22 protein-coding genes are annotated in these 22972 nt (G+C 39.0%); 6 read left to right on the top strand and 16 right to left on the bottom strand.

The genetic code is table 11. The features are described 5' to 3' along the window. Window positions 1–3 precede the first annotated feature (3 nt). The 5 genes from AC13FX_RS13150 to wecB are packed head-to-tail and all read left to right on the top strand — an operon-like array spanning window position 4 to window position 6067. Window positions 4–1032, top strand: coding sequence for a glycosyltransferase family protein (locus AC13FX_RS13150; RefSeq protein ID WP_482881243.1), 1029 nt, complete (start codon window positions 4–6; stop codon window positions 1030–1032). Beyond that, window positions 1019–2419, top strand: coding sequence for an oligosaccharide flippase family protein (locus AC13FX_RS13145; RefSeq protein ID WP_482881241.1), 1401 nt, complete (start codon window positions 1019–1021; stop codon window positions 2417–2419). Before AC13FX_RS13150 ends, AC13FX_RS13145 begins: the two co-directional genes overlap by 14 nt. Then, window positions 2419–3945, top strand: coding sequence for a polysaccharide deacetylase family protein (locus tag AC13FX_RS13140; protein WP_482881240.1), 1527 nt, complete (start codon window positions 2419–2421; stop codon window positions 3943–3945). Before AC13FX_RS13145 ends, AC13FX_RS13140 begins: the two co-directional genes overlap by 1 nt. After that, window positions 3942–4976, top strand: coding sequence for a glycosyltransferase family 4 protein (locus AC13FX_RS13135; protein ID WP_482881238.1), 1035 nt, complete (start codon window positions 3942–3944; stop codon window positions 4974–4976). The genes AC13FX_RS13140 and AC13FX_RS13135 overlap by 4 nt, the downstream gene beginning before the upstream one ends. Then, entirely contained in the window at window positions 4973–6067 is a 1095-nt protein-coding gene (gene wecB / locus AC13FX_RS13130) for a non-hydrolyzing UDP-N-acetylglucosamine 2-epimerase (protein WP_482881237.1), read from the top strand. The genes AC13FX_RS13135 and wecB overlap by 4 nt, the downstream gene beginning before the upstream one ends. Here the strand turns inward: wecB and pssA are convergent. The 16 genes from pssA to greA form a co-directional block, all read right to left on the bottom strand. Next, window positions 6058–6891: a CDP-diacylglycerol--serine O-phosphatidyltransferase gene (pssA, locus tag AC13FX_RS13125; RefSeq protein WP_482881236.1), complete on the bottom strand. Its 834-nt coding sequence runs from the start codon at window positions 6889–6891 to the stop codon at window positions 6058–6060. The two genes, wecB and pssA, sit on opposite strands and share 10 nt — an antisense overlap. Further along, the gene (locus AC13FX_RS13120; RefSeq protein ID WP_482881235.1) at window positions 6888–7538 is read right to left on the bottom strand and encodes a phosphatidylserine decarboxylase family protein; all 651 of its coding nucleotides are present in this window, start codon (window positions 7536–7538) and stop codon (window positions 6888–6890) included. The genes pssA and AC13FX_RS13120 overlap by 4 nt, the downstream gene beginning before the upstream one ends. Window positions 7539–7541: 3 nt before the next feature. Continuing rightward, window positions 7542–8882, bottom strand: coding sequence for an RIP metalloprotease RseP (rseP, locus tag AC13FX_RS13115; protein WP_482881233.1), 1341 nt, complete (start codon window positions 8880–8882; stop codon window positions 7542–7544). A 5-nt stretch (window positions 8883–8887) separates the two neighbouring features. Continuing rightward, window positions 8888–10039 (bottom strand): 1-deoxy-D-xylulose-5-phosphate reductoisomerase, encoded by a 1152-nt coding sequence (locus AC13FX_RS13110; RefSeq protein ID WP_482881231.1) that lies wholly within the window; start codon window positions 10037–10039, stop codon window positions 8888–8890. A gap of 66 nt (window positions 10040–10105) precedes the next feature. Further along, entirely contained in the window at window positions 10106–11005 is a 900-nt protein-coding gene (locus AC13FX_RS13105) for a histone deacetylase family protein (RefSeq protein WP_482881230.1), read from the bottom strand. 2 nt (window positions 11006–11007) lie between these two features. Further along, window positions 11008–11757 carry a peptidoglycan editing factor PgeF gene (gene pgeF, locus AC13FX_RS13100; protein WP_482881229.1) on the bottom strand — a complete coding sequence of 250 codons (750 nt, stop codon included), beginning with the start codon at window positions 11755–11757 and terminating at the stop codon, window positions 11008–11010. Continuing rightward, the gene (gene aroE / locus AC13FX_RS13095; protein ID WP_482881228.1) at window positions 11741–12592 is read right to left on the bottom strand and encodes a shikimate dehydrogenase; all 852 of its coding nucleotides are present in this window, start codon (window positions 12590–12592) and stop codon (window positions 11741–11743) included. Before aroE ends, pgeF begins: the two co-directional genes overlap by 17 nt. 75 nt (window positions 12593–12667) lie before the next feature. Then, window positions 12668–13141: an SRPBCC family protein gene (locus AC13FX_RS13090; protein WP_482881226.1), complete on the bottom strand. Its 474-nt coding sequence runs from the start codon at window positions 13139–13141 to the stop codon at window positions 12668–12670. Between the two features lie 208 nt (window positions 13142–13349). After that, complete coding sequence (gene tmk / locus AC13FX_RS13085) at window positions 13350–13955, bottom strand: dTMP kinase (RefSeq protein ID WP_482881225.1); 606 nt, start codon at window positions 13953–13955, stop codon at window positions 13350–13352. 42 nt (window positions 13956–13997) lie between these two features. Then, window positions 13998–14945: a phosphate acetyltransferase gene (gene pta / locus AC13FX_RS13080; RefSeq protein ID WP_482881223.1), complete on the bottom strand. Its 948-nt coding sequence runs from the start codon at window positions 14943–14945 to the stop codon at window positions 13998–14000. Then, window positions 14945–15718 (bottom strand): EamA family transporter, encoded by a 774-nt coding sequence (locus AC13FX_RS13075; RefSeq protein ID WP_482881222.1) that lies wholly within the window; start codon window positions 15716–15718, stop codon window positions 14945–14947. The genes pta and AC13FX_RS13075 overlap by 1 nt, the downstream gene beginning before the upstream one ends. Window positions 15719–15807: 89 nt before the next feature. Further along, window positions 15808–17595 carry a caspase family protein gene (locus AC13FX_RS13070; RefSeq protein WP_482881221.1) on the bottom strand — a complete coding sequence of 596 codons (1788 nt, stop codon included), beginning with the start codon at window positions 17593–17595 and terminating at the stop codon, window positions 15808–15810. After that, window positions 17586–18803, bottom strand: a complete 1218-nt coding sequence (locus AC13FX_RS13065) for an acetate/propionate family kinase (RefSeq protein WP_482881220.1) — start codon at window positions 18801–18803, stop codon at window positions 17586–17588. Before AC13FX_RS13065 ends, AC13FX_RS13070 begins: the two co-directional genes overlap by 10 nt. A gap of 7 nt (window positions 18804–18810) precedes the next feature. Next, entirely contained in the window at window positions 18811–20043 is a 1233-nt protein-coding gene (locus AC13FX_RS13060; RefSeq protein WP_482881219.1) for a hypothetical protein, read from the bottom strand. After that, window positions 20025–20480 carry an NUDIX domain-containing protein gene (locus AC13FX_RS13055; RefSeq protein WP_482881217.1) on the bottom strand — a complete coding sequence of 152 codons (456 nt, stop codon included), beginning with the start codon at window positions 20478–20480 and terminating at the stop codon, window positions 20025–20027. Before AC13FX_RS13055 ends, AC13FX_RS13060 begins: the two co-directional genes overlap by 19 nt. A gap of 20 nt (window positions 20481–20500) precedes the next feature. Further along, window positions 20501–20977: a transcription elongation factor GreA gene (greA, locus tag AC13FX_RS13050; RefSeq protein WP_482881215.1), complete on the bottom strand. Its 477-nt coding sequence runs from the start codon at window positions 20975–20977 to the stop codon at window positions 20501–20503. A gap of 252 nt (window positions 20978–21229) precedes the next feature. Here greA and AC13FX_RS13045 point away from each other — a divergent pair, with 252 nt between their 5' ends. Next, complete coding sequence (locus AC13FX_RS13045; protein ID WP_482881214.1) at window positions 21230–22969, top strand: sodium:proton antiporter; 1740 nt, start codon at window positions 21230–21232, stop codon at window positions 22967–22969. The last annotated feature ends 3 nt before the right edge of the window (window positions 22970–22972 follow it).

The raw sequence follows: 22972 nt of genomic DNA, 5'->3' as shown, positions 1-22972 counted from the left end.
CATATGAGTAATTCTGCATCATTAAAAGAACTCTATCGATCTGTGAACCCTGATGCTGAAAAGATCTATGTAGTGCCACTCATTCGGTTCACTCATAAAAAAACCGATTATTTATATTTGCTTTATAAGGATTTGATAGACGGAAATGACTATAAGATCAGGTCCATAAGCATCTTCGATCATTTTAAACTGATCGCTGCCATTCTCTCGAATAGAAATTCGATTTTACATTACCACTGGTTCGAGTTTCAGGACTTCAAATCTTTGCTAGGCATGCCCTGGAAGGTCTTTTGTATTTACGTTTTTCAGAAATTGGGAGGAACGGTTATTTGGACCATACACAATGAATTTCCACACGACCGAAAATACTTAGATCTTCATTTGTATCTTCATCGTAAAATGGCCAAATGGTCTAAGGCTCTTCACGTTCATTGCCATAAAGCAATTGATATTATGGCAAGTCGGTTGATGTGTGGGAAAGATAAATTTCATGTAATACCCCATCCTGAATATCCGCTTAAATCGATCAATAAGATCGAAGCCAGGAAACATCTTAGATCTCAATACAAACTGGAAAGAATAGATGATAACCCCATTTTATTAATGTTTGGAAATATCAGCCGGTATAAGAGAATGGACCTTGTCGCATCTTTGATCATTGAATACGACCTGAAATGTAAACTTTTGATCGTAGGTCCTATCAAAAAAGGAAATGAAGGGTTGTACAAGAAGTTGAGGGTTTATGAAGAATCTGATGACAGAATACTGGTCATACCCCATTTTATTGAAGAAGACCATGTAAGCTGGTTCTATTCTGCTTCAGATATCGCGGTTTTTAATTACAGAGAGATCCTTTCTTCCGGTAGTTTTCATATGGGGTTGGCATTTAACAAAACCATCATAGCACCAAATATTGGTTGTTTGAGTGAGGAAACTGGTAAATCAAATATTCATTTATTTAATGATCAGAACGAGTTGAAGGAAATGATCAAACTTCACATTTCTGAAATAGGGAAAAATGACAAGGCATAAACAAAATGCTTTGTGGATCCTGACAGGTGATTTACTTGGTCGGGGAATGTCGTTTGTAGCTTCGATCTATCTTGCTCGAACACTTGGTGCAGAATATTATGGGTTGATTATTTTCGCAATTTCGATCCTCGGTTATGCCAATTGGTTTTCCGACATGGGTTTATTTCAAATTGGTACCAGAGAAAAAGCTAAACCCCCAGAAAAGCGCATATATAGGATCATCGAGATATTCAATCTGAGGCTTATACTCGGAGCTTCAGTTATATTGGCTTCAGCTTTTATTTTGTACATAGTTAATATCGAAGTGATTCAAAAAAAGGTACTCCTGGGGTTTATGTGTTCGCTGGTTCCCTACATGTTCCTGATGGAATGGTTTTATGCCGGTAAACAGGATTTCGGAAAGATAACTCTATCAAAAACTATACAAGGAAGTGTATATTTAATTTTGATCGTGTTATTGGTACAGTCAGAAAAGGATATTCAACTGGTTCCTATTTTTTACACTGCTGGAGTATTATTAGCCTCTGTCAGTCTGGGATACTTTGCTTTCAGGGATAAACCTTTTTCGTTACCTTCGAGGGGAAAACAGATCTATCCCGACCTGTTTAAAAGCAGTTCAGTCATAGGCTTAGGCCAATTATCTGCACAGGTTATTCAATTATTACCCCCCGTACTCCTAGGGCTATTCATGTCTTTTGAACTAGCCGGTATCTATGGGGTAGCATTTAAAGTCGTGATCCTTGCAATGATGATCGACAGAGTTTTTGTCCAGTTGTTGATACCTAATCTTTCATCACATTGGGCGGTTTCAAAAAGTGATACAAGAGAGAAAGTTTCTATGATCTTCAGATTCGTATTGTGCGTTGGGTCTGTAATTGCACTCTTCACATCCCTAAGCTCCGATCAGATCATATTATGGATGTTTAGTGGCGAATATAACGACTCTATTGAACTGCTTAAGATATTATCAATATTTATTGGACTTACATTTATAAACAGTTTGTTCTCATTTGGTCTTATAGCCACAAATCATGACACAGAATTTTTCAAAGCAACATTAAAAGGGGGCAGTCTTTCAGCCATTTTACTAATAATATCAACCTATTTTGGTAACCTGGTTTTTGTAACCATTTCAGTAGTATTGTCTGAGTTGATCATAGTGGGATTTGTTTTTTTGCCATTCAAAAAGGTATTCCCTCTAAACTATTCAAAACCTTTTCTATACGTGATATCTTTAACTCTCTTCTTGTATATTATTATTCAGTCACTACCCTTACCACCTGTTATAAATGGATTACTGGCTTCTATTCTTTTGATCTTTGCAATGATCAGACTCAACTTACTGACTCAAGGTGATATTAAATGGCTTAAAACAAGGTTTTTCTGATGAATACATCACTTTGTATCGGTATTTATGATCTAACCCCTGCCTGGATCTCTCTTTTGGATCAACTGGGAGTGTGGTATCAGGAAGTTTCTAAAGAGACCGATCATTATAAAAGTTTCAGCCTGATCATTGCGAATAAACCTGCACAAAGAGATCACGTTCATCAAATAAAAAGTTACCTGAAACAAGGGGGCAATGTAATTTTCATAAATGATGATCATGGGTTTATACCTGACAAAACATTCAAACGTATATTTTTAAAAAGGGTTTACAATGATCTCAGGATCGAAGGCTTACACCATATCCCCTACTTAGACCTTTTTACTAATGTTAAAACCAAAGGAGGGTCCAAACTTTCGGATCTGATTACGTTTAAACAGGTTATGAGTGGTCACATCGCATTAATTGGTTTTAATCCGGCAGATCTTTTATTTCGAACTGAGTATTCCAGAAAACAGTTTGAAAGTTCGGTTGGCAAGAAACCGGATGAAATAGTTAGTAAAGTATCAAAGGGACAAATCTCTGATCTTTTTCTTCAAATATTAAGGGAGATCCATTTTAAGGCTAAATTGCCGTTTATTCGTAAATGGACATCACCTGAATATAAACCTGTTTTTTGCTTTCGTATTGATTCAGATTTTAGTGATAAGGATCATATCAATGACGTTTATTCCTTATTAAATGAACATCAGATAAGTGCCACTTGGTTTTTACATGTAAAAGCCCATGAAGATTGGTTATCCCATTTCGATCAGTTAGAGGGTCAGGAAATGGCTTTACATGGGTACAAGCATGGAACCAGCAGATCTGAGAGAAAAGTAACCAAAAATATATCAGAGGGGTTAAAAAAGTTAAATGAATCGAGCCTTGAAGTTAAAGGTTTCTGTGCCCCCTATGGTATCTATAATCGGGCTTTAGAAAATTCCCTTCAAAAATTTGACTTCATGTACACTTCGGAATTTACTTTTGCCTATGATTCATATCCTATTAATTTCAACTCTAATGGGCTTCAAATACCAATCCATCCTATCTGTACAGGCAGTTTGAATCGAAAAGGATATACAACCTCAGATATGCTTTCATATTTTAATGAGGTATTGAATAGAAAATTATCCAGACATGAACCGATCATCTTTTACCATCATCCTTTACAGACCGGTTTATATTTATTTAACACAATATTTGAGAAGATAATTGAAGAAGGGCTTACTAATTTGACCTTTGAGCAATATGCTGAATTCTGGCATAAACGAGAAAAGTGTACATTCGAAGCCTATAACATGGAAGATATTGTCCACCTTGATAATGTATCAGATAACTCACAATTATTTGAAGTTTCCTTTGAGCGTGGATCATCTCAGTTGATAACTTCCAAAAGATCAAGCTTTGATATCACATATGAACAGGATATTCATTATGACTTAGATTATTCATCCGAAGTTCAAGATCATAGTCAGGGTATTTTTAACAAGCTAAGCCTGCTTAAAACCTCAATTATGGATCACAGAAACCGGGAGCGTTTATGAAAGTTGGATATATTGCCCCGGCAAGCATTTCTGCAGTCAATGGTGGCCTTCGAACTCAAGTAAATATGACCATTGAGCATGTTAAGAGGTTTGGTGTTGAACCAATAAAGATCTCGCCCTGGGATCATAGCATCAAACGGAGTCAGTTAGACCTCATCCATGTATTTGGTGCCACCGTAGAGAATTCAGGGATATTTCCACAGATCTCGAACTTGGGTGTGCCTCTCATACTTTCACCTGTTTTCTACTCAAATCGGAATTCAAATCATATTAAAGTATCAATTAGAATCGAGAAACTGTTATCGGCTTTTGGAAGTGGAATCAGGTTAGATTTTGGAATAAAAAAGGATTTGTGTGATCTGGCAGATTTGATCTTGCCAAATACAGGCCGGGAAGCCGATCTTATTCAATATGGGTTTGGTATATCACCCTCTAAACTGAATGTAATTCCTAATGGGGTTGAAGAACGATTCAGTCAGGCTGTTAAAACTCCGTTTGTTGAAAAATATGGGGTGGAAGAATTTGTGCTTTTCGTTGGGCAGGCTAGTGCTGAGCGGAAGAATGTAATTAGTTTATTAAGGGTTGCTCAAAAATTACGATCAAAACTGGTGATAATCGGTTCTTTTAATGATAGTGAATACAGTAAAAGGTGCTTAGATCTGGCTAGTAGATCTGATAATGTACTGCTGATTGAGTCATTGGATCATAATTCAGAGCTGTTGTCTTCTGCATATGCTGCTGCTAAAGTGTTTGTTCTTCCATCACATTATGAGACCCCCGGTATTTCAGCTTTAGAAGCAGGACTTGCTGGTACAAATATTGTAATTACCAATGTTGGAGGTACAAGGGAATATTTTGGAGAGTATGGTTTTTATTTGGATCCAGGTTCAGACAGATCGATCCTTGATTCAATAAATAAGGCATTATCTCAAGACGTAGATCAGGATTTGAAGGTTCATATACTCAATAATTACACCTGGGAAAAAGTTGCAGAAAAAACATTTGATCAATATCGGGAGATGCTGAAATGAAAAAGATATTGATCGTATTTGGTACCCGCCCTGAGATCATAAAATTATCCCCGGTGATTAATAAGTTAAAACCTGTCACAAATTTGACGATCCTACATACAGGACAACACAGAGAACTGGCAGATCCTTTATTTGAATTGTTTGATATACAACCAGATTTTGACCTTGAAGTCATGGAAAAGGGTCAGGATCTATTTGACCTGTCGACAAAGTTATTACCATTGTTGAAGTCTGCAATAGCTAAAATTAATCCTGACTACGTTATTGTTCAGGGTGACACGAACTCCTCCTATCTTGCAGCACTCTCAGCCTTTTATTTGCGGATCCCGGTATTGCATATAGAGGCTGGTCTTAGAAGCCATTCTATTTATGAACCGTTTCCTGAGGAAATGAATCGCAGGCAAATTTCGGTATTGGCGAGCTATCATTTTGCCGCAACGGAACTTAATAAACAAAATCTGTTAAATGAGGGAGTTGATAAGGATCGAATTCTGGTAACAGGAAATACCGTAGTTGATGCTTTGAGGTCGATCTTAAGGCATCGACCTAATATGAATGATGCCTTCGGTGAATATTCTGACAACTCAAAAGGCCATAGATCAGTATTACTTACGGTGCACAGAAGAGAAAATCTTGGTGAACCAATTAACGATATTTTGAAAGCTGTTGAACAGCTACTTGATGAGTTCCCTGAGCTCAATTTTTTAATGCCGGTTCACCCTAATCCTGAAATTCAGAAAAGGATCAGTGAACATGGGTTAATTAATTCCAGATTTAAAACGATCCCTCCTGTTTCGTATGATAAGTTTATAAGGCTTATACAACACTCCGACCTCATTCTAACAGATTCAGGAGGTTTACAGGAAGAAGGCGCAGCCTTAGGAAAGAAAATATTTGTACTGAGAAACAGAACCGAGCGTCAAGAACTTATAGACTCAGGCATCGGAGAACTGACAGGAACTGATACAGACCAAATTGTGGATCACGTTTCCAGTTTTTTGAAGTCCGGAAAGGATATTAAAGCGCAAAATATTTTCGGAGATGGAAAAGCTTCTGAAAGGATCCGTGATTTTATAATTGGTCAGCTGTAATCCTGAAATTCATCCGTACCCTCCGGACCGTAGTCGTCTGTAAAGAATTGAATTGCTCCAATCGTGATCCCTTTAAGTACAAATATTGTAAAAACGATCATCAACCCATACTCCTTGAAAGCAAGTATCAGAATCAGGTAAGTAATAAACAAAATGAAGGTACCACGCTGTTCACGGATCGTATTTCTGTCAAATCTCGGAATTTTATCAAATGGAAGCGTACTCACCATTAAAAAAGAGATCACTACAATTATTGGTATCAAGGCTGAATTGACGCCATTTTCCAGAAACGTAAATAATTGTAGAGAATCTTTGAAGGTCAAAAAGAAAGAACCCAAAATAATAGCCTGTGCAGGAATTGGTAATCCAATGAAAAACCCCTGGGAAGGTTGAAGTCGGGCATTCACATTAAACCGGGCTAGCCTTACGGCTCCACATAATGGTGGCAAGGCACTCACAATGATCCCTACAAAACCAAGCTCATGCAGGCTCCAACTGTAGATCAGAAATCCTGGTGCCACACCAAATGAGACCATATCACTGATCGAATCAAGCTCAATTCCAAAGTCACTGGTAGCGTTGGCTAGACGTGCCATCAAACCGTCAAAAACGTCAAACAAACCTGCCAGAGCTATCAACCAGGCACCCAAAACATAATCCTCATTTGAAATTGAAATTATGGCTAAAAAACCACTGAATAGGTTCATCAGGGTGAAAAAACTTGGAACGGCAATACGCTTATTTACAGGTGGTTTTGTCTCTTTACGTCGTCTCTGACGCTGTTTAAATGAGTGATATTTTTTTTGTATCGGATATTTCATCATTCTATAATTCCAAGAACCGTTTCACCGGCTACGGTCTTATCTCCTTCTTTGACCTGAATCTTTACATTTTCAGGAACCACGACATCCATTCTTGAGCCAAACTTCATAATTCCAAATCGTTCTCCGGCATTCAACTCATCTCCCTCATTGATATTGTAAACAATACGACGTGCCAGGAATCCAGTGATCTGTCGGAAAAAGATCTTTGTATTTGAAGGATGCAACACTCCAAAATCAGCTCTTTCATTTAATTCAGAAGCATGTTCGGTCCAGGCCATCAGGTATTCACCGGGATGATATTTAACATACTCAAGGCTGCCGGAAACCGGGTTTCTGTTCACATGAACGTTGAGTGGCGAAAGAAAAATGCTGATCTGAGTTGCTTTACCCTTGATATAAACATTTTCTTCAATTTCCTTTACAAACACTATTTTACCGTCTGCCGGTGAAATGACCAGTTTATCCCCGGCGGGAGTGGTTCTATCCGGATCTCGAAAGAAAAAGATGGTAAGCACTGTAAGCACAAAAAATACTGCATATAATTTATATGCTATCCATTGCGGCAGGTAATAACCGGCGAAACCGCTTATCAATACCGAGACGAGAACAACAAAACCAATAGTACCGTAACCTTCTCTGGAGATCATATTTTAGAGTCCGAAGTACCTGAATGCATCATTAAACATAACAAAAATAAAGAGGCCTATCATCAGGAAAAAACCGATCTGTTGTGCCACCATTCTTACTTTTTCGGAAGGTTCCCTTCGTGTGATACCCTCATAAAGCAGAAATACCAGGTGCCCCCCATCCAATGCCGGAATTGGGAGAATATTCAAAATGGCCAATGTGATACTTAATAATGCTGTGATATTCCAAAACCCTATCCAACCTGCCTGGTCAGTAGCTTCACGGGTAATATTTGCTATAGCAATGGGACCGCCAAGGTTTTGTGTAACTGAAATATCTCCCGTCAACATTCTTGCAAATCCCTGAAGTATGCCGGTTGTTTGCTCGATCGTTTGGTCATAACCTTCGCCAATAGATTCAAAGAATCCATATTCAATCCTCTCAAACCCTAACGATTGTGGGTTAGGAGAAGCAATTCCTATGGTCTTACTTTCCTGATCAGGCATAACGGAGGCATAGAATAATGAATCTCCCCTCATCACACCGAAATTTATTGCAGTATCAGCTTCCTGAATAATCTCTACCAGTTGTACCCAATAGCTGACGGGTTCTCCATCGGCTGATACGATCTTATCACCGGCTTTGAGGCCGGCTTCAGCTGCTGGCCTTCCGGCTGGAACTGATGAGATCTCACTTGGCAGCATATAACTTATATCCAGAAATCCCCGCGTTTGCAGGCTATCAAGATAATTTGGTGTTACCGGAACGTTGACGTTTTGCCCATCCCGTAAAACAGTATAATTCAGATTATCAGAAGTGAGTTCAGAAGCTGAAACCAGGTCACTGAAATAAGTAACCTCTTTTCCATTTACACCTACAATTTTATCTCCGGTTTTAAAACCGATTTCGTTTAGTATAGAGGTTTCAGGCACATAAATACCCTGAGATTCCTGTATAGGCAGAACGGCTTTACCATTGGAATAGGTCATTCCAAAATAAATAAAAAAGGCCAATATCATGTTAAAGATAACTCCGGCCGTAATGGTAATAATACGTTGCCAAACCGGTTTGCTTCTGTATTCCCAGTCTTCAGGCTCTTTCTCTAAATGTTCCGTATCCATGCTTTCATCGATCATTCCGGAGATCTTTACGTAACCACCCAATGGGGTTGCTCCTATACAATAATCAGTATCTCCTTTCTGGAACCCCCAAACTCTTGGCGGAAATCCGATCGAGAAGCGTTCCACTCTCATGCCAAATAATTTAGCAGCTAAAAAGTGACCCAACTCATGTACAAAAACGAGGATCATAATAGCCCCGCCAAAAATGAGTAATGTGTTTAATAAACTTAAAAACCAATCCATGTAACTTATTTAAATATTGATGCTGCGAATGCTCGCGTTTCTTTATCTATTTCTTTAATTCTTTCAAGACTCAAACTATCATTCAAATCTATGTTCGCCAAACTTTGTTTCACAATTTTTGGGATCTGAATATAACCAATTTCTCCATTCAAAAATCTCTCAACTGCCACCTCATTAGAAGCGTTCAGTACTGCTGGAGCAAAGCCTCCTTTCCTTATACTTTCCATAGCCAGTTGTACACAGGGAAATTTTTCAAAATCTACAGGTTCAAACCTTAGATCATGTATGTTATTCCAATTCATTCTTGGTGAATCCAAAGTTAGGCGTTCAGGATAACCAAAAGCATATATGATCGGTACCTTCATATCCGGCAGTCCCAACTGAGCTTTGCTTGAACCGTCTTTGAACGTAATAATAGAGTGAATGATACTTTGGGGATGAATGACAGGTTCAATATCCTCGACATCTATGTCAAATAACCAATGTGCCTCAATGATCTCCAGCCCTTTATTCATCATCGTTGAAGAATCTATTGTGATCTTTGCCCCCATATCCCAGTTTGGATGATCAAGAGCTTCCTTTAACGTCACAGTTTGTAATTGTTCACGGCTATGATTTCGGAAAGGCCCCCCGCTTGCAGTAATAATGATCTTTTCAATATCGTCTCTATCCTCACCGGCCAGGCACTGGAGCATTGCGCTGTGTTCTGAATCGACGGGGATAAGTTCAGCATTCGAATTCTTCAACTCATCCATTATCATCCGGCCACCAACAACAAGGGATTCTTTATTGGCCAAAGCTACTTTTTTATTGGCTTTAATAGCTTTTAAGGTTGACTCGAAACCTGCAAAGCCAACAAGGCTATTTAAAATGATATCAGCCTCATCAAGGGTTGCTAATGCAGTTAAGTGCTCTTCCCCACTTATGATCTTAACAGAAGATGCAACCTGATTCCGAATATTTGAGTAGTGATCTGAATTACATATCAATGCGTACTTCGGTGAAAATTCATAGATCTGTTCTAAAAGTAATTCCCAGTTTGAATGAGCTGAAAGGGCTGCAATTTCAAAACGACCCGGATGTTGCCTAACCACTTCAAGCGCCTGCGTGCCAATGGATCCGGTGGATCCGAGAATAACTAATTTTTTCTTTTCCACTCTTTACGATGAATATTATTGTATTGTAATTCCCTTTTAACAGCTTTCAAGGTAAGGAATGAAAGCTCAAAACCCCATTTCTTTTGCGACTTCGAACATCTGAGCGTGTGCAATTACAGTTTCAGTTAAAGATGGTGCATATCCGCCGGAAAGTAATAACGTGATCGGTTTATTCCATTGCTTTATCATTTCAATTACGATGCGGTCTCTTTCTCTCAAGCCGTTTAATGTAAGTGATAATCTTCCGAAATGATCCCGCTCAAGTGGATCAATACCACCGAGATAAAATACGAGGTCGGGGTTAAACTCTATTTTAATTCTATCCAGGGCTCTTATCAAAGCTTTGTGATATTCTCTATCATTAGTTTTATCAGGCAGACCCACATCAAGATCAGATGGTGGCTTTTTGAAGGGGTAATTATTCTGTCCGTGAATTGAGAATGTGTATACAGAATCATCCCTTTCAAAAATATGAGCAGTACCATTTCCCTGATGAACATCACAGTCTATGACAAGTACTTTATTAACCCACATCGATTGTTGAAGCACTTTTATGGCAACGGCAACATCATTATATACACAAAACCCTTCTCCATGATCTGGCATGGAATGATGTGTTCCTCCTGCCAGATTGCCGGCCAAACCATCCTGTAAAGCCATTAAACCGGCATTAATGGTGCCCTGTACGGCCAATCTTGAACGAATAGCCAGTGATTTGCTCCATGGCAATCCCATCCTTCGGATCTCCTTTCTGTTTAGTTCACCGGTCCAAACTGCTTTTGCATATCGATCGGAATGCACCGTGATAAGACTTGGAAATTCTACCAAAGATGGCAGCACTACTTCGTTTTCGGTTATGACGCCATTGTTTACTAAATAGCTGTGTAAACCGCTGAATTTTTTCATTGGGAAGACATGTCCATCAGGAATATCCGCAACATAACCGGGACTGTAACTGACTCTCAAAATTATCTGCCTAATTTTATCATTGCCATCATTCTTCCACTTTGATCTTTCTGCCTGCGGTAAGAATAAAGATTCTCATTTTCAATGGTACAAGAGGTACTTAATTCAATATTATCTTCTACTATTCCCTGTTCTTGTAACTGGCCTTTGATAAATGCACTTAGATCAACATGTGGTTTTTTATACGATGTGAGGTCAACATAACGGGATGGAAACTGAACTGCTACCTCTTCCCCTACTTCAAAGTTCTTTAATGATATGCACGGACTGATAAAAGCTTTGATATGTTTAGGATCAGCCCCAAGTTCTTTCATTCTTTCAATTATTTTGACGCAAATATTTCCGGCCGCACCTCTCCATCCGGCATGTGCTGCACCAATGACACGATTAGTGCTATCTCCCAATAAAATAGCGGCACAATCAGCAACCTGAATAGCAAGTACGAGATCTTCATTGGTTGTAACCAATCCATCAGTGTCAGGGTATTGGCCTCCAATACTAACCGTTTCGATATTTGTACTGTGAACCTGTTTTGCAAAAGCCAACTGACCTTCATTGATGCCTAATTCTTTAAGAAGGAGGTTCCTATTACTCTCTATTACATCCTTTGGTTCTGTTGTATTCAACCCAAGATTTAAACCGGGTATTTTATTATCTCGATTTACATTCTTATGGTTTCTAAGTGTAAACCAACTATAAATACCCTGCTCATTAAGCAATTCAGGCTGAATAAATTCAATTTGGGAAGACATCTTCTAATTTCATTTTAACTAAACCAAGTGGAAATTCCTGTCCGGTCCACATTTTGAATGACTTAGCGGCCTGATGGATCAGCATATCCAAACCGCCTACCGGAATACCCTTTACTTCTTTGGCTTGTTTTAAAAACTTAGTTTCCTGTGGGTTATAAACGACATCATAACAAATTTTTCCAGATAAAATCTCCTTTTGATCATCTGCAACAGGAGAAGCATCCACATTTGGTGTCATGCCTAGTGGGGTCGCATTAATTATGATCGAAGCATTTTCTGCATAAGCTGTCCAGTTATCGTAATTACACATTTTGATGTTACCGGATGGATCGTATTGTCCGGGTCTTCTCGAAACCATGATGATCTCTTCCAGACCTAGTTCTTTAAGGGCATAACAGATAGCTTTAGTTGCTCCCCCAGTTCCAAATATGATCGCTTGTTCCCCATAGAGTTCATCTGCATGATCTTCAATGGGGACTCTGAAACCATATTCATCCGTATTTTCTCCAATTATCTTGCCGTCTCGCTTCACGATCGTATTGATCGCTTCGATCTGAGCGGCCTCCATTCCAAGTGTATCCATAACTCCATACATCGTCTCCTTATAAGGGATTGTAACGTTGGCACCAAGAAATTCAAGTTTATTAAAATGTGCTATCAAACTGGAAATTTCACTCTGTCGAACACCAACCGCGTGGTATTCTGCTTTTAATCCATAGTGCTGCAACGCGGTATTATGCATCAAAGGAGAAACACTATGACTGATGGGGCTCCCAATTAATAAATAATGCGGATATTGGCTCGATTCTGAAGCCAGAAACTCACTGAAATTCATAGAAATGATCTATTGACAAAAAAAATGCGCATCGTTTCGGATGCGCATCAAATAATGATTTATATATCGATCTGCTTATGCAGTAACTTCTTCTTTCTCTTCATCGTTCTCGATCGGAGTTTCTTTGAAAGTTCCGCCTTCAGCCAATTCTTTGAACTTTTTAAGGTCTTTAGCAAGCTGTGCAGGTGAATCTTCAATAAAAGAAGCGAGTTCTTCCTCAGGCTCACCGAAGAATGTTCGGTAGTCTAATGAAAACTCAACGCGGGTGCGTTCTCCGTTATCAAGAGGAGTAAAACGAATTGTACCGGTTTGATTGAGGTTACCGCTAATGGTAATCCAGGCAAAACGGGTATTGCGTAGGTTGTCAATTAAGTTAGTGGTCCAACTGTACTCTTCGTCCCCTATCATTGTTTTGTACTCAAAAGTTTGCGAGTTCACTCGCTCCACTTTGTCGATGCGTTCCAGAAACTTAGGAAATTCAACTGGGTTGCTTAAGAGTTCGTAGACTTTGGCAAGAGGTAGATCAATTTCGATTCTTTCGTGCGCCATAATTTAATACTTGGTAGTTATGATCGTTAGAATTGTATTCTTATGATGAACTGGTCGTCATGGAAAAAGGCAGGACTCATCCAGATTGTTCTAAATTTACGGATAATATGACTAAGCCTCAATTATCCAGAGGTATAAAAATTTATTTTCTTTAACTTTTTGTATTAAAAAGGCTTTAATCGGAAAATCTGTTGTCAAAAACCGTGCATTATCCCAACTGTTCTTTCAGGTAACTTACGATCTCCTTATGAATAACCTGTATTTCCCGCTCTGCGTCAATTATTTTGAATCTATCCTCAGTTTTGGATAACTGTTCAAATCCTTCAAAAACACGTTTAAAAAAAGAATCTCCTGAAAGTTCCATTCGGTCTTTTTCAAAACGTTTTGTTCGTTCCGTCGCTTCTACCAGGCTCAAACGAAGATAAAAGGTGATATCCGGGATCAATTTGTGAGTAGCAACCTCATTGATCTGTTTGATCTGCTCTATGGGAATACTTCTTCTGCCAAAACCCTGATAGGCCGTTGTAGAATCAAAGAACCGGTCGAGGATAACTACAACATTCTTTTTTAATAAAGGGAGTAATTTTTCTGCCACCAATTGTGATCTTGCTGACGAAAATAACAACAATTCGGTAATGGGATCTATTTCGATCTCAGGATTCAATAACATGCCCCGGATCATCTCAGATACATCAGTACCCCCCGGTTCCCTGAACACACGTACTTCATACCCTTCATTCCTCAGATACTGTTGCAGTAATTCTATCTGAGTAGATTTTCCACTTCCATCAATTCCTTCAAATGTGATTAACATATTGGTATAATAATGGGACCTGAGTCCACTATTTATGATTATTTAATTCATTAGCGCGCAAACGCAAGCAGTATTTACAATATCATCCCAGCTACAACCTCTTGATAGATCCATCATAGGTTTTGCTAATCCCTGGATAACAGGACCTGTTGCTGTTGCACCTGCCAATCTTTCCGTGATTTTATAAGCAATATTACCTGCATCCAAATTTGGATAGATGAATACATTTGCATGCCCTGCCACTTCTGATCCGGGTGCCTTGCGTTTTCCGATCTCCGGAATTACTGCAGCATCAAATTGCAGTTCCCCATCTACAGGAAATGGCAGATTGTGAGTTTTAACGATCTCTAATGCATTTCTCACCAAGTCGATACGTTCGTGTCTGGCACTTCCTTTTGTTGAAAATGATAACATAGCCACTTTGGGATCTGTACCTGTTACTTTTTCATGCGTTTGAGCCGAATCAATAGCAATTGTAGCCAATTGTTCCTCATTTGGGTAAGGCACCACAGCACAATCTCCATAAGTATATACCCTTCCGTCCTGAAAGCTCATGATAAATACACTCGAAACTACATTAGACCCTTTTTTCAACCCAATGGTTTGAATAGCTGCTCTCAGTACATCACCTGTCGTTGCCACAGAACCGGCTACAGCACCATCTGCATCACCTGCAGCAAGCATAGAGGCCGCAAAGAATAATGGATCCTTAACGATCTCAATACTATCGGCTTCAGTGATCCCTTTATGTTTCCTCCTCTCGTAAAATGAAGTTGCATAAGCTTTGAGCCTTTCATCGGATACCGGATCAATTACATCAAGATGTTTGGGTATAGAAGCTCCTTCATTCTGTATCAAGATCGGTAATGCGAGGCTATGTTCTTTTAGGTACTCGGCCGCTTTAATTACCCGTTCATCCGATGACCGCGGAAGAACGATCCGTTTTGGCTTTGATGCGGCTCTCTTTCTTATGTCTTTTATAAAACTCATTATCCTATCAATAATATGATTGAAATTACTGCTACGGCCAATCCTGACCATTGCTTTTTAGATGGTCTATCTTTCCAAATCCAAACTCCAATTAAAGTGCCTAAGATAACCAGTGATACGTTAACTATTGGAAAAACAACGGATCCCGGCATCATTTTTAATGCATAGATCAAAAAGATAGAGGAATATAGATTTACGATTCCTGTAGCTATACCATACCCAATCTCTTTAAAGGTAAAATGAAGTTCACCCCTTTTGATTAAGATCCCCAATCCGGTCAAAAATGATATTATAAAGATCCCTGACACAAATAGATCTTCAGACAGCTCAGATTCAAATAACTGTTCATATACTTTTAACCCTGTATCAGCTGCACCAGTCATCAAAAAGATCAAAACCGGAAGCCATGTATCCGATAAGCCTGATATCTTTTTCTTTTTAATTCTTGGCACCATCAGAAGTAATGCTCCTAAAGCCAGTATGATTCCTAAATATCTAACAGTTGCAAGTTCTTCATTAAATACAAACAAACTTACAGCAATTGGAAAAATTAGTGACATCCGCATTGCTGCAATACTCACCCCCATCCCAACACGATCGATAGAACGACTGTAAACGATCAGGTTCCCAATAAAGATCAGGCCAAGCAGGATCATCATAATACTAATGATCAAGCCATGATCAATCTGTATCAAATTACCGGTGCCGAATTCTGACGAATTGATCAAACTTATTACTGCTCCCGCCAGATAGTTTATAACAAGTATACTCATCACTCTCATCTTATTATTCTCCGCGATCTTTAAGATCTGAGCAATACTAAGTGAGCAACAAATACTGAGAAAAATGAATAAATAAGCCATTATTCAACTAATTGAAGATCAAGTCGTCCAATTAGTACCGGGTCTTGAGGTCGGTCGTATATACTTCTTGACCTGAAAGGAACATTACGCTGTAAATGATCTAGGATCTGACCGATGCCGGTTTTATTTTGTTTGAGGGCTTCCGCAAGGTAATAGGTAAAAATACTATGGCGATTCTTTTCACCAATTGGAGAAGAAAAAACACCGGACCTTTGGGTCAATGTGCTGGAAAAGATAATAGATGATGGGGTTCCATTACTTGATAGATTTGATACCAAACTACCATAATTGAGATCCGAATTATCAGTCTCTATTATATCCAGATCTATAAATCCAATAAACTTTGCTGGCTGGGACTCATAGATTTTCTCAAATAAGGACCTTACATCAATAAGACCAGACCCTTCACCACTGTAGTTTGTGCCAAACAGATATAAATTACCGTTCTTAACTACAGCATAACCATTCATGTAGACCATCACATTATCCCGGTTTCCTGTTAGCAAATTAGCCAGTCGGTCAGTAGCATTATGCATTTGCTCATCAGTATCAATATTATAACTTTTAATAATGTTATTTGAACGTATACCAAGCGCTCGGGTGAAATATTCTTCCATTAACTTGCTATCACGATCACCATAAGTACGTTCACTATATTGGCCCTTGTATTGATCGTTTGAAATTATCAATGCAGCCGTGCTTTGTGATAAGTCTCCTAATAACGGAATATCCCGTTCTACATCAATTGACCCAAAAGGAATATTAGGTATGGTAACAACCGTCAGATCTGAGGAAAACTCAGACGGGCGCCAAATCGTGTACACATCACTCGCTGAGATCCATGTTTCAGATATGCCATATAATACTTTAAACCATTCCCCCTCCCTTCCAACAAGCTTTAGTTGACTGCCTTCTGCAAGGTCTGTTAATACATTATCTGAATTCACATCAGGTGCATTACGCAAAGGTGTGACTTCCGTGTCAACTACCACAAATTGTTCAAATATTGACTCTACCGGAGTATTTTTGACAGTAGTTAAAGTATCATATTCAACGGTGATCTTAATGTCATAAATAGGGTCTTCACCAAACAGATTTGAGTTGACTTCTTCTGCAAGATTTATGGATATATTATTTTCATTGAATGCATAATTCTTACTACTGATCAACAGACTATCGCCTAATGAAATGGAAACTTTAGCGAGTTTTTCAGTATAGGGTAAGGTCTCTATAGTATCAGCAACCATTACTGTACCGGTTTTTCGCAGTAATCTGGTTTCCCCTGTTTTAGTTGGCTCATCAACTGGCTTCATATTCAGAAAGGATAATCCCGTCAGTAGAGTACCAGCACCTACCAAAGAATATCTTTGAAGGTCTGTAGGTTGCTGTAATAACTGATCTGAAAAAGCAGCATAATAAGAGATACCGGCACCGGCAACCCCAAGCATTACATAACCAAGTCTTGGGCGGTATCGTTGAATATAACGTTCCGTTCTGATCCTTTGGGCGTATTCATATGTGTTAACTGCCATCAGGTCTACATCATATATTGGAGCCTGGGGAGTTATTGTGTCATTTGGATCAAGGAAAAACTTAGAATCGATAAGTTCATAATCGTTGATATCTGTCGCATCCTCTTCTATTACTACCCAACTGGTACTTGAGCAAGAAGCAGTAAGCAGTAAAAGTGCTAGTAAACATAAAGTATAGGATGCCCTGCCAAACAGTCTATAGCAACAGACTGTCTTAGAAATAGCATATTCCCATATGTTATGCTTTAGGCCCATGGAGTTTGTTTTGAAGCCGTTGCAATTTTAGCCGCATCAATGGCGATCACTAATTCTTCATTGGTTGGTATAACATGTACTTCAGTGGCTGAGTCTTCTGTAGTGATCAATGTTGAATCACCTCGGTCTTTATTCTTGTTCAGATCCAGTTTAACACCTGCAAAGTCCATGTCTTCCATGATCTTTTCTCGAATTGGAGCCGCATTTTCACCAATTCCCCCAGTAAATATGATCGCATCTACACCATTCAGGGCTGCAATATATGAACCGATGTATTTTCGCACTCTATAGCAAAAAACATCAACTGCTTCTATACATCTTCGATCTCCGTTATCAGCTTCCTCAAGTAGGTCACGCATATCTGCTGCGTATCCGCTGAGTCCAAGAAGTCCACTGTGTTTATTTAACAAGGCATGAACATTTGCCAGAGATAATTCCTCTTTTTCAATAAGGTAGAACAAAATGGAGGGATCGATATCCCCACTTCTTGTTCCCATTACAAGGCCCTCTAAAGGTGAAAAGCCCATACTGGTATCGTACGATTTTCCATCTTTTATAGCTGTAACTGAACAACCATTGCCCAGATGGCAAGTTATGATCTTTGATCCTTCCTTATCTTTGTCGGTTACCTTATAGTATTTTCGGCTTACGTAGTAATGAGAGGTGCCATGAAAACCATATTTTCTGATCTTATATCTTCTGTAAAGACGGTTTGGGATTCCATATAGAAATGCATGCTTAGGAATTGAGTGATGGAAAGCTGTATCAAACACAGCTACGTGAGGTACGTCCGGTAAATGCTTTTTTGCAGCTCTAATTCCATCCAGATTTGGAGGGTTATGGAGTGGTGCAATATCAAAGGCCTGTTGTATTGCCTCTTCCACGTCTTCATCTATTAAAACAGAATCCTTAAATGTTTCGCCACCATGAACAACCCTGTGCCCAACAGCCTCAATTTCATCCAATGATTGAAGGTGATCATTATCAGCCTCAACCAACAACTCCATTATGGTTTTTAATGCTGAAGCATGATTTTCAATGACCATCGTTTTTTTAAAGGGTTTCTCCCCTTTGAATTCCTGCTTGATGATAGAGGTGACTGCCCCGATTCTCTCAACAAGTCCTTTGCACAAACAATCGTGACTTTCTGTATTTATAAGCTGATATTTTATTGATGAGCTGCCACAATTAATGACTAAAATTTTCATGAGTGAGTTAAAATGAGATTACTGCTCCGATTCCTATTAAATTACGAAATTTAAAATGCTTTTCTGTCCCCATAGGTTCAGAAATCCAAAAAGGAACTTCGTATCTAATTGCAACTCCACGGTCTTTTCCGAGGTAGTCCGGTATATTTATAGAAAACTGTAAACCAACACCTGCATCTGCCACCCAGGTTGGATTTTCTACCATTGGCAAATTCGTAGTATTTTCTTTGTCAAAAGTACGACCAACGTCTCCAAACAGATATGATCGCAGTTCAACAAAATCCCCAAAAATAGTGTTATCAAGTTTTTTATTGACAAAATTTGGGAATTCAAATTCTGTGTTAAATGCAGCTATCGACCTATACTGAGGAATACCCCCATTACTTAAGATTTCAAAATCATGCCGGGTATATCCCCTTAGGTTAGGGCCACTGGCAATGCTAAACAAACCATCACTTAACCATGTCTCATTCAGGGTGCCCTTCGCTCGTGAGATACCATTATTGAGCCAGTCCATTGGCAAACCAAAACTATAGCCAAACAAATATTCAGGGGCTCCATCTTCAGTTACATAACCACCAAACCCCCGCATTCGAATTTTAAAAATGTCACTTAAAAATATCTGTTCAGTGACCTCAACAGTTCCAACTGTAAAATAATTGGACGCTTCGTTTACATTCTGAAGTAGTGTAAACTGTAGATCAAATTTTTGTTTTTCCCATTTCTCACTGATCCATAGATCTAAACCAAGAATGGATTTCCAGTTATCTTGCCACAGCTGAGGAAATGGCCGATACACATAATCGATCATTCTCTCCTGACTGAAACCAAGTGATAATTCTTTGAATCTTAACTCATCAAACCCCGGTTGCCATCGTTTATTGAAAGAGACCTCATGAAAACTATAGCCTGTTCTAACCGTTGAGATCAGTTGAATATTCCCCTCATTTGCATATGATGTTATGACCGGTAAGGGCTCTGTGTAGGAAACAAAATATGAAAATGGCTTATCAGGGAATGCAGTTCCTACCCAAAAACCGACTTCAAGCCGGTGAGGACCACTTCTGAATTCACCCTGCATATTACCTGCCATCCGTAAACCAAGCCTTACACCATCCACTGAGTTATACCAGGCATCAGGAGCAAATGATATCTCATACTCATCTGTCTTTGCTTGTGCCTGAATAACAAATGGAACAAAAAGCAGTAATAGGAAAGGTATCAGGTTTCTATGATCCACTCTGGTAGTATTTCGTCATTTTCATTTGTCAAAAGATCATCAATTAATTTAATCAAACGTCGTTGTTCGGGCCATTTTATAAATTCTTCTACACTATCAGCTGTGATCCATTTGAAGTCAGTATGTTCTTCATCCAGTACTATCTTCAACTGCTCTGACATTTCTGCTGCAAAAGCAGGGATCGAGTGGATCAGATCGGTCTTATGTTCATAAAATTGATTCACTGAAGGTACGACCCAATATTTAGTGGGGCTGTTCCCTGTCTCTTCTTTCAGTTCTCGTAATCCTGCCTCCCAGCTGTTCTCATCGGGTTTAACCTTGCCTCCAATCATCCTCCATTGCTTGGCATAGATCTTTTTGGTGGATCGTTTTAATATGAGGAATTGAACCTTGTCATTAACGATCTTATAAGGGTAAACATCGATGAGTTTTTTCATCTGTCTTACTTAATTTGAGCTCAGTCGATCTCGATTTTCATAATTTCCAACTCCAGCTTACCTGCAGGTACATCAACTTCTACTACTTCACCTTGTTCCCTGCCAAGTAGTGCTTTTCCAATGGGAGACTCAATTGAGATCTTACCAGCTGCGAAATCGGCTTCATTTGGTGATACAATGGTGTACTTCATCTCTTTATCCATTTTCTTATTTAAAATGGTAACAGTAGTAAGTACCCTGACTTTTGAGAGATCAAGATCTTTCTTATCCAATACTCTTGCATTGGCAAGGGCATCCTCAAGTTTTGTGATACGATCTTCTAGATGTCCCTGAGCTTCCTTTGCGGCATCGTATTCGGCATTCTCACTTAGGTCTCCCTTTGCTCTGGCTTCAGATATCTCCTCAGCGATCTCTCTACGTCCCCTGGTTTTCAGGTCTTTTAACTCAGCGTCAAGTTTATCATAGCCTTCCTGGGTCAGATATTGAACTTTACTCATAATCTCTTTTTTTAATCGGTTTCTAAAAATAAAAAAAGCAACCTACTGATGGCAGGCAGCTTTTACTTACATTTGCATTCTGACTTAAAATAAGAGCTTAATTGATGGATTTCCATACCTGTTTTCTTATTCAGCAATTCTCATAAAACGTTTTCATAAATGCATGTGAATCTTGATATTTGAGCTCAATCAAATCAATACTGAATGTTTGGTATAGCACCCGAAATACTCTTTATATACGGTCTGATTCTTTTGGCTGTAGTTTTATTTGTCAACAAGCGGGTGTCTTTTGACATAACCTCACTGATAATTTTAGCCATATTAGTGGTTTCGGGAATTCTCACTCCCAAAGAAGGTCTGTCGGGGTTCAGTAATCCGGCAACAGTGACCATTGCCTGCATGTTTATTTTGAGTGAAGGACTCAGGAAGACCGGTGCTCTGGATATAGTAGGTAAATATTTTTACAAATTAAGTAAACTTAACTTCAGAGTAGCCATATTGATCATCATGCTTGTGATCGGTGTGATCTCTGCCTTCATCAATAACACAGCAGCTGTAGCGATATTTATTCCCGTGATCATAAGTTTGTCAAAAGATCTTGGACAAAGTGCATCCAAACTTTTAATGCCACTTTCATTCGCAGCCATGTTTGGCGGTGTATTCACATTGATAGGTACTTCTACAAACCTTCTTGTTGATTCGATCGCCAAAGATAACGACCTGACCGGATTTACAATGTTTGAGTTTGTTCCCGTTGCATCTATCTTTTTTGTGATAGGTTTTATTTACCTATTTACGGTTGGCATTAAAATAATCCCTGAACGTCGTAAGGACGAATCTCTTACTGACACATTTGAAATGCAAAGTTACCTTACCGACGTTGTACTTCAGCCAAATTCAGATTTTGTTGGTACACCTCTGATGAATACTGAACTAATTAAAGATCTTGACCTGGACATTTTTGAGGTTTTTGATGCCAAGATGAAATCCAAACCTGATCGGGAAAACATCACTCTTGAATCCAATGATGTGCTCCGAATTCGGGGAAGTGTTAAAGAGCTTAATAAATTGCTTAACCGGGAAGATGTGCTTATCAAACCAACCAAGGCGTGGGAAGATAAAGATTTTGAACTTGGAAATGCCCAGCTTGTTGAGGCTGTAGTGGCACCGGAATCATCCTATGAAGGTAAGAAACTCAATCAACTTAGCCTTTATCACCATTTTGAGGGTATAGTTCTGGCAATTCGGCAAAAAGGTAAAATAGAGCAGGAGCATTTATCTGATATTCGTTTACAAAGCGGTACCTCCCTCCTGCTTTATGTAAAAAAGGAACGAGTCAATGACATAAAGGTATCTGAAGAATTTGTTCTTGCGACAGAGATCAACCTTCCAGATCACGATACCTCAAAGATCCCAGTGGCAATAGCTATTATTGCCGGAGTTGTAGGATTTGCAGCCTTTGGTGTATTACCTATCGTAGCTACTGCCATCTGCGGGGTTATACTTATGGTTCTGTCAGGGTGCCTGTCTAATGAAGAAGCATATCAATCTATCAATTGGAAAGTGATCTTTCTCTTGGGAGGGGTACTTCCTTTAGGTATTGCCATGCAAAAGACCGGTGCGGCACAATTGATGGTTGATGGAATTATTACTCATTTTGAACACCTTGGGCCTACGGCAGTATTATCAGCTTTTTTCTTTTTATCTATGATGCTAACAAATTTAATATCAAATCAGGCTACGGCAGCACTTCTGGCCCCAATAGCCATCGAGGCATCCCTTACAATTGGAATAGATGCCACACCATTACTTGTGGCTGTAACAATGGCTGCTTCATTGAGTTTTATGACTCCTATTGGTTATCAAACGAATACCATGATCTTTGGTCCGGGACAATATAAATTCGCGGATTTTGTGAAAGTTGGAACTCCTCTTAACATTCTTTTCTGGATTATTGGTACCTTTGCAATTCCATATTTCTGGCCATTTTAAACT

Source organism: Gracilimonas sp. B-17 (genome assembly GCF_056857935.1).
Note: the sequence above shows the minus strand (reverse complement) of the source record. Positions and strands in the feature narration are given on the sequence as shown.

Excerpts from the sequence above, each read along its gene's own strand:
- AC13FX_RS13120 (WP_482881235.1), bottom strand. The coding sequence starts at position 7,538 with ATGATCTCCAGAGAAGGTTACGGTACTATTGGTTTTGTTGTTCTCGTC.
- pta (WP_482881223.1), bottom strand. The coding sequence starts at position 14,945 with ATGAGTTTTATAAAAGACATAAGAAAGAGAGCCGCATCAAAGCCAAAA.
- AC13FX_RS13055 (WP_482881217.1), bottom strand. The coding sequence starts at position 20,480 with ATGAAAAAACTCATCGATGTTTACCCTTATAAGATCGTTAATGACAAG.
- pgeF (WP_482881229.1), bottom strand. The coding sequence starts at position 11,757 with ATGTCTTCCCAAATTGAATTTATTCAGCCTGAATTGCTTAATGAGCAG.
- AC13FX_RS13070 (WP_482881221.1), bottom strand. The coding sequence starts at position 17,595 with ATGGGCCTAAAGCATAACATATGGGAATATGCTATTTCTAAGACAGTC.
- AC13FX_RS13150 (WP_482881243.1), top strand. The coding sequence starts at position 4 with ATGAGTAATTCTGCATCATTAAAAGAACTCTATCGATCTGTGAACCCT.
- wecB (WP_482881237.1), top strand. The coding sequence starts at position 4,973 with ATGAAAAAGATATTGATCGTATTTGGTACCCGCCCTGAGATCATAAAA.
- pssA (WP_482881236.1), bottom strand. The coding sequence starts at position 6,891 with ATGATGAAATATCCGATACAAAAAAAATATCACTCATTTAAACAGCGT.
- aroE (WP_482881228.1), bottom strand. The coding sequence starts at position 12,592 with ATGAATTTCAGTGAGTTTCTGGCTTCAGAATCGAGCCAATATCCGCAT.
- greA (WP_482881215.1), bottom strand. The coding sequence starts at position 20,977 with ATGAGTAAAGTTCAATATCTGACCCAGGAAGGCTATGATAAACTTGAC.
- AC13FX_RS13145 (WP_482881241.1), top strand. The coding sequence starts at position 1,019 with ATGACAAGGCATAAACAAAATGCTTTGTGGATCCTGACAGGTGATTTA.
- tmk (WP_482881225.1), bottom strand. The coding sequence starts at position 13,955 with ATGTTAATCACATTTGAAGGAATTGATGGAAGTGGAAAATCTACTCAG.
- AC13FX_RS13065 (WP_482881220.1), bottom strand. The coding sequence starts at position 18,803 with ATGAAAATTTTAGTCATTAATTGTGGCAGCTCATCAATAAAATATCAG.
- AC13FX_RS13135 (WP_482881238.1), top strand. The coding sequence starts at position 3,942 with ATGAAAGTTGGATATATTGCCCCGGCAAGCATTTCTGCAGTCAATGGT.
- AC13FX_RS13075 (WP_482881222.1), bottom strand. The coding sequence starts at position 15,718 with ATGAGTATACTTGTTATAAACTATCTGGCGGGAGCAGTAATAAGTTTG.
- AC13FX_RS13140 (WP_482881240.1), top strand. The coding sequence starts at position 2,419 with ATGAATACATCACTTTGTATCGGTATTTATGATCTAACCCCTGCCTGG.
- rseP (WP_482881233.1), bottom strand. The coding sequence starts at position 8,882 with ATGGATTGGTTTTTAAGTTTATTAAACACATTACTCATTTTTGGCGGG.
- AC13FX_RS13090 (WP_482881226.1), bottom strand. The coding sequence starts at position 13,141 with ATGGCGCACGAAAGAATCGAAATTGATCTACCTCTTGCCAAAGTCTAC.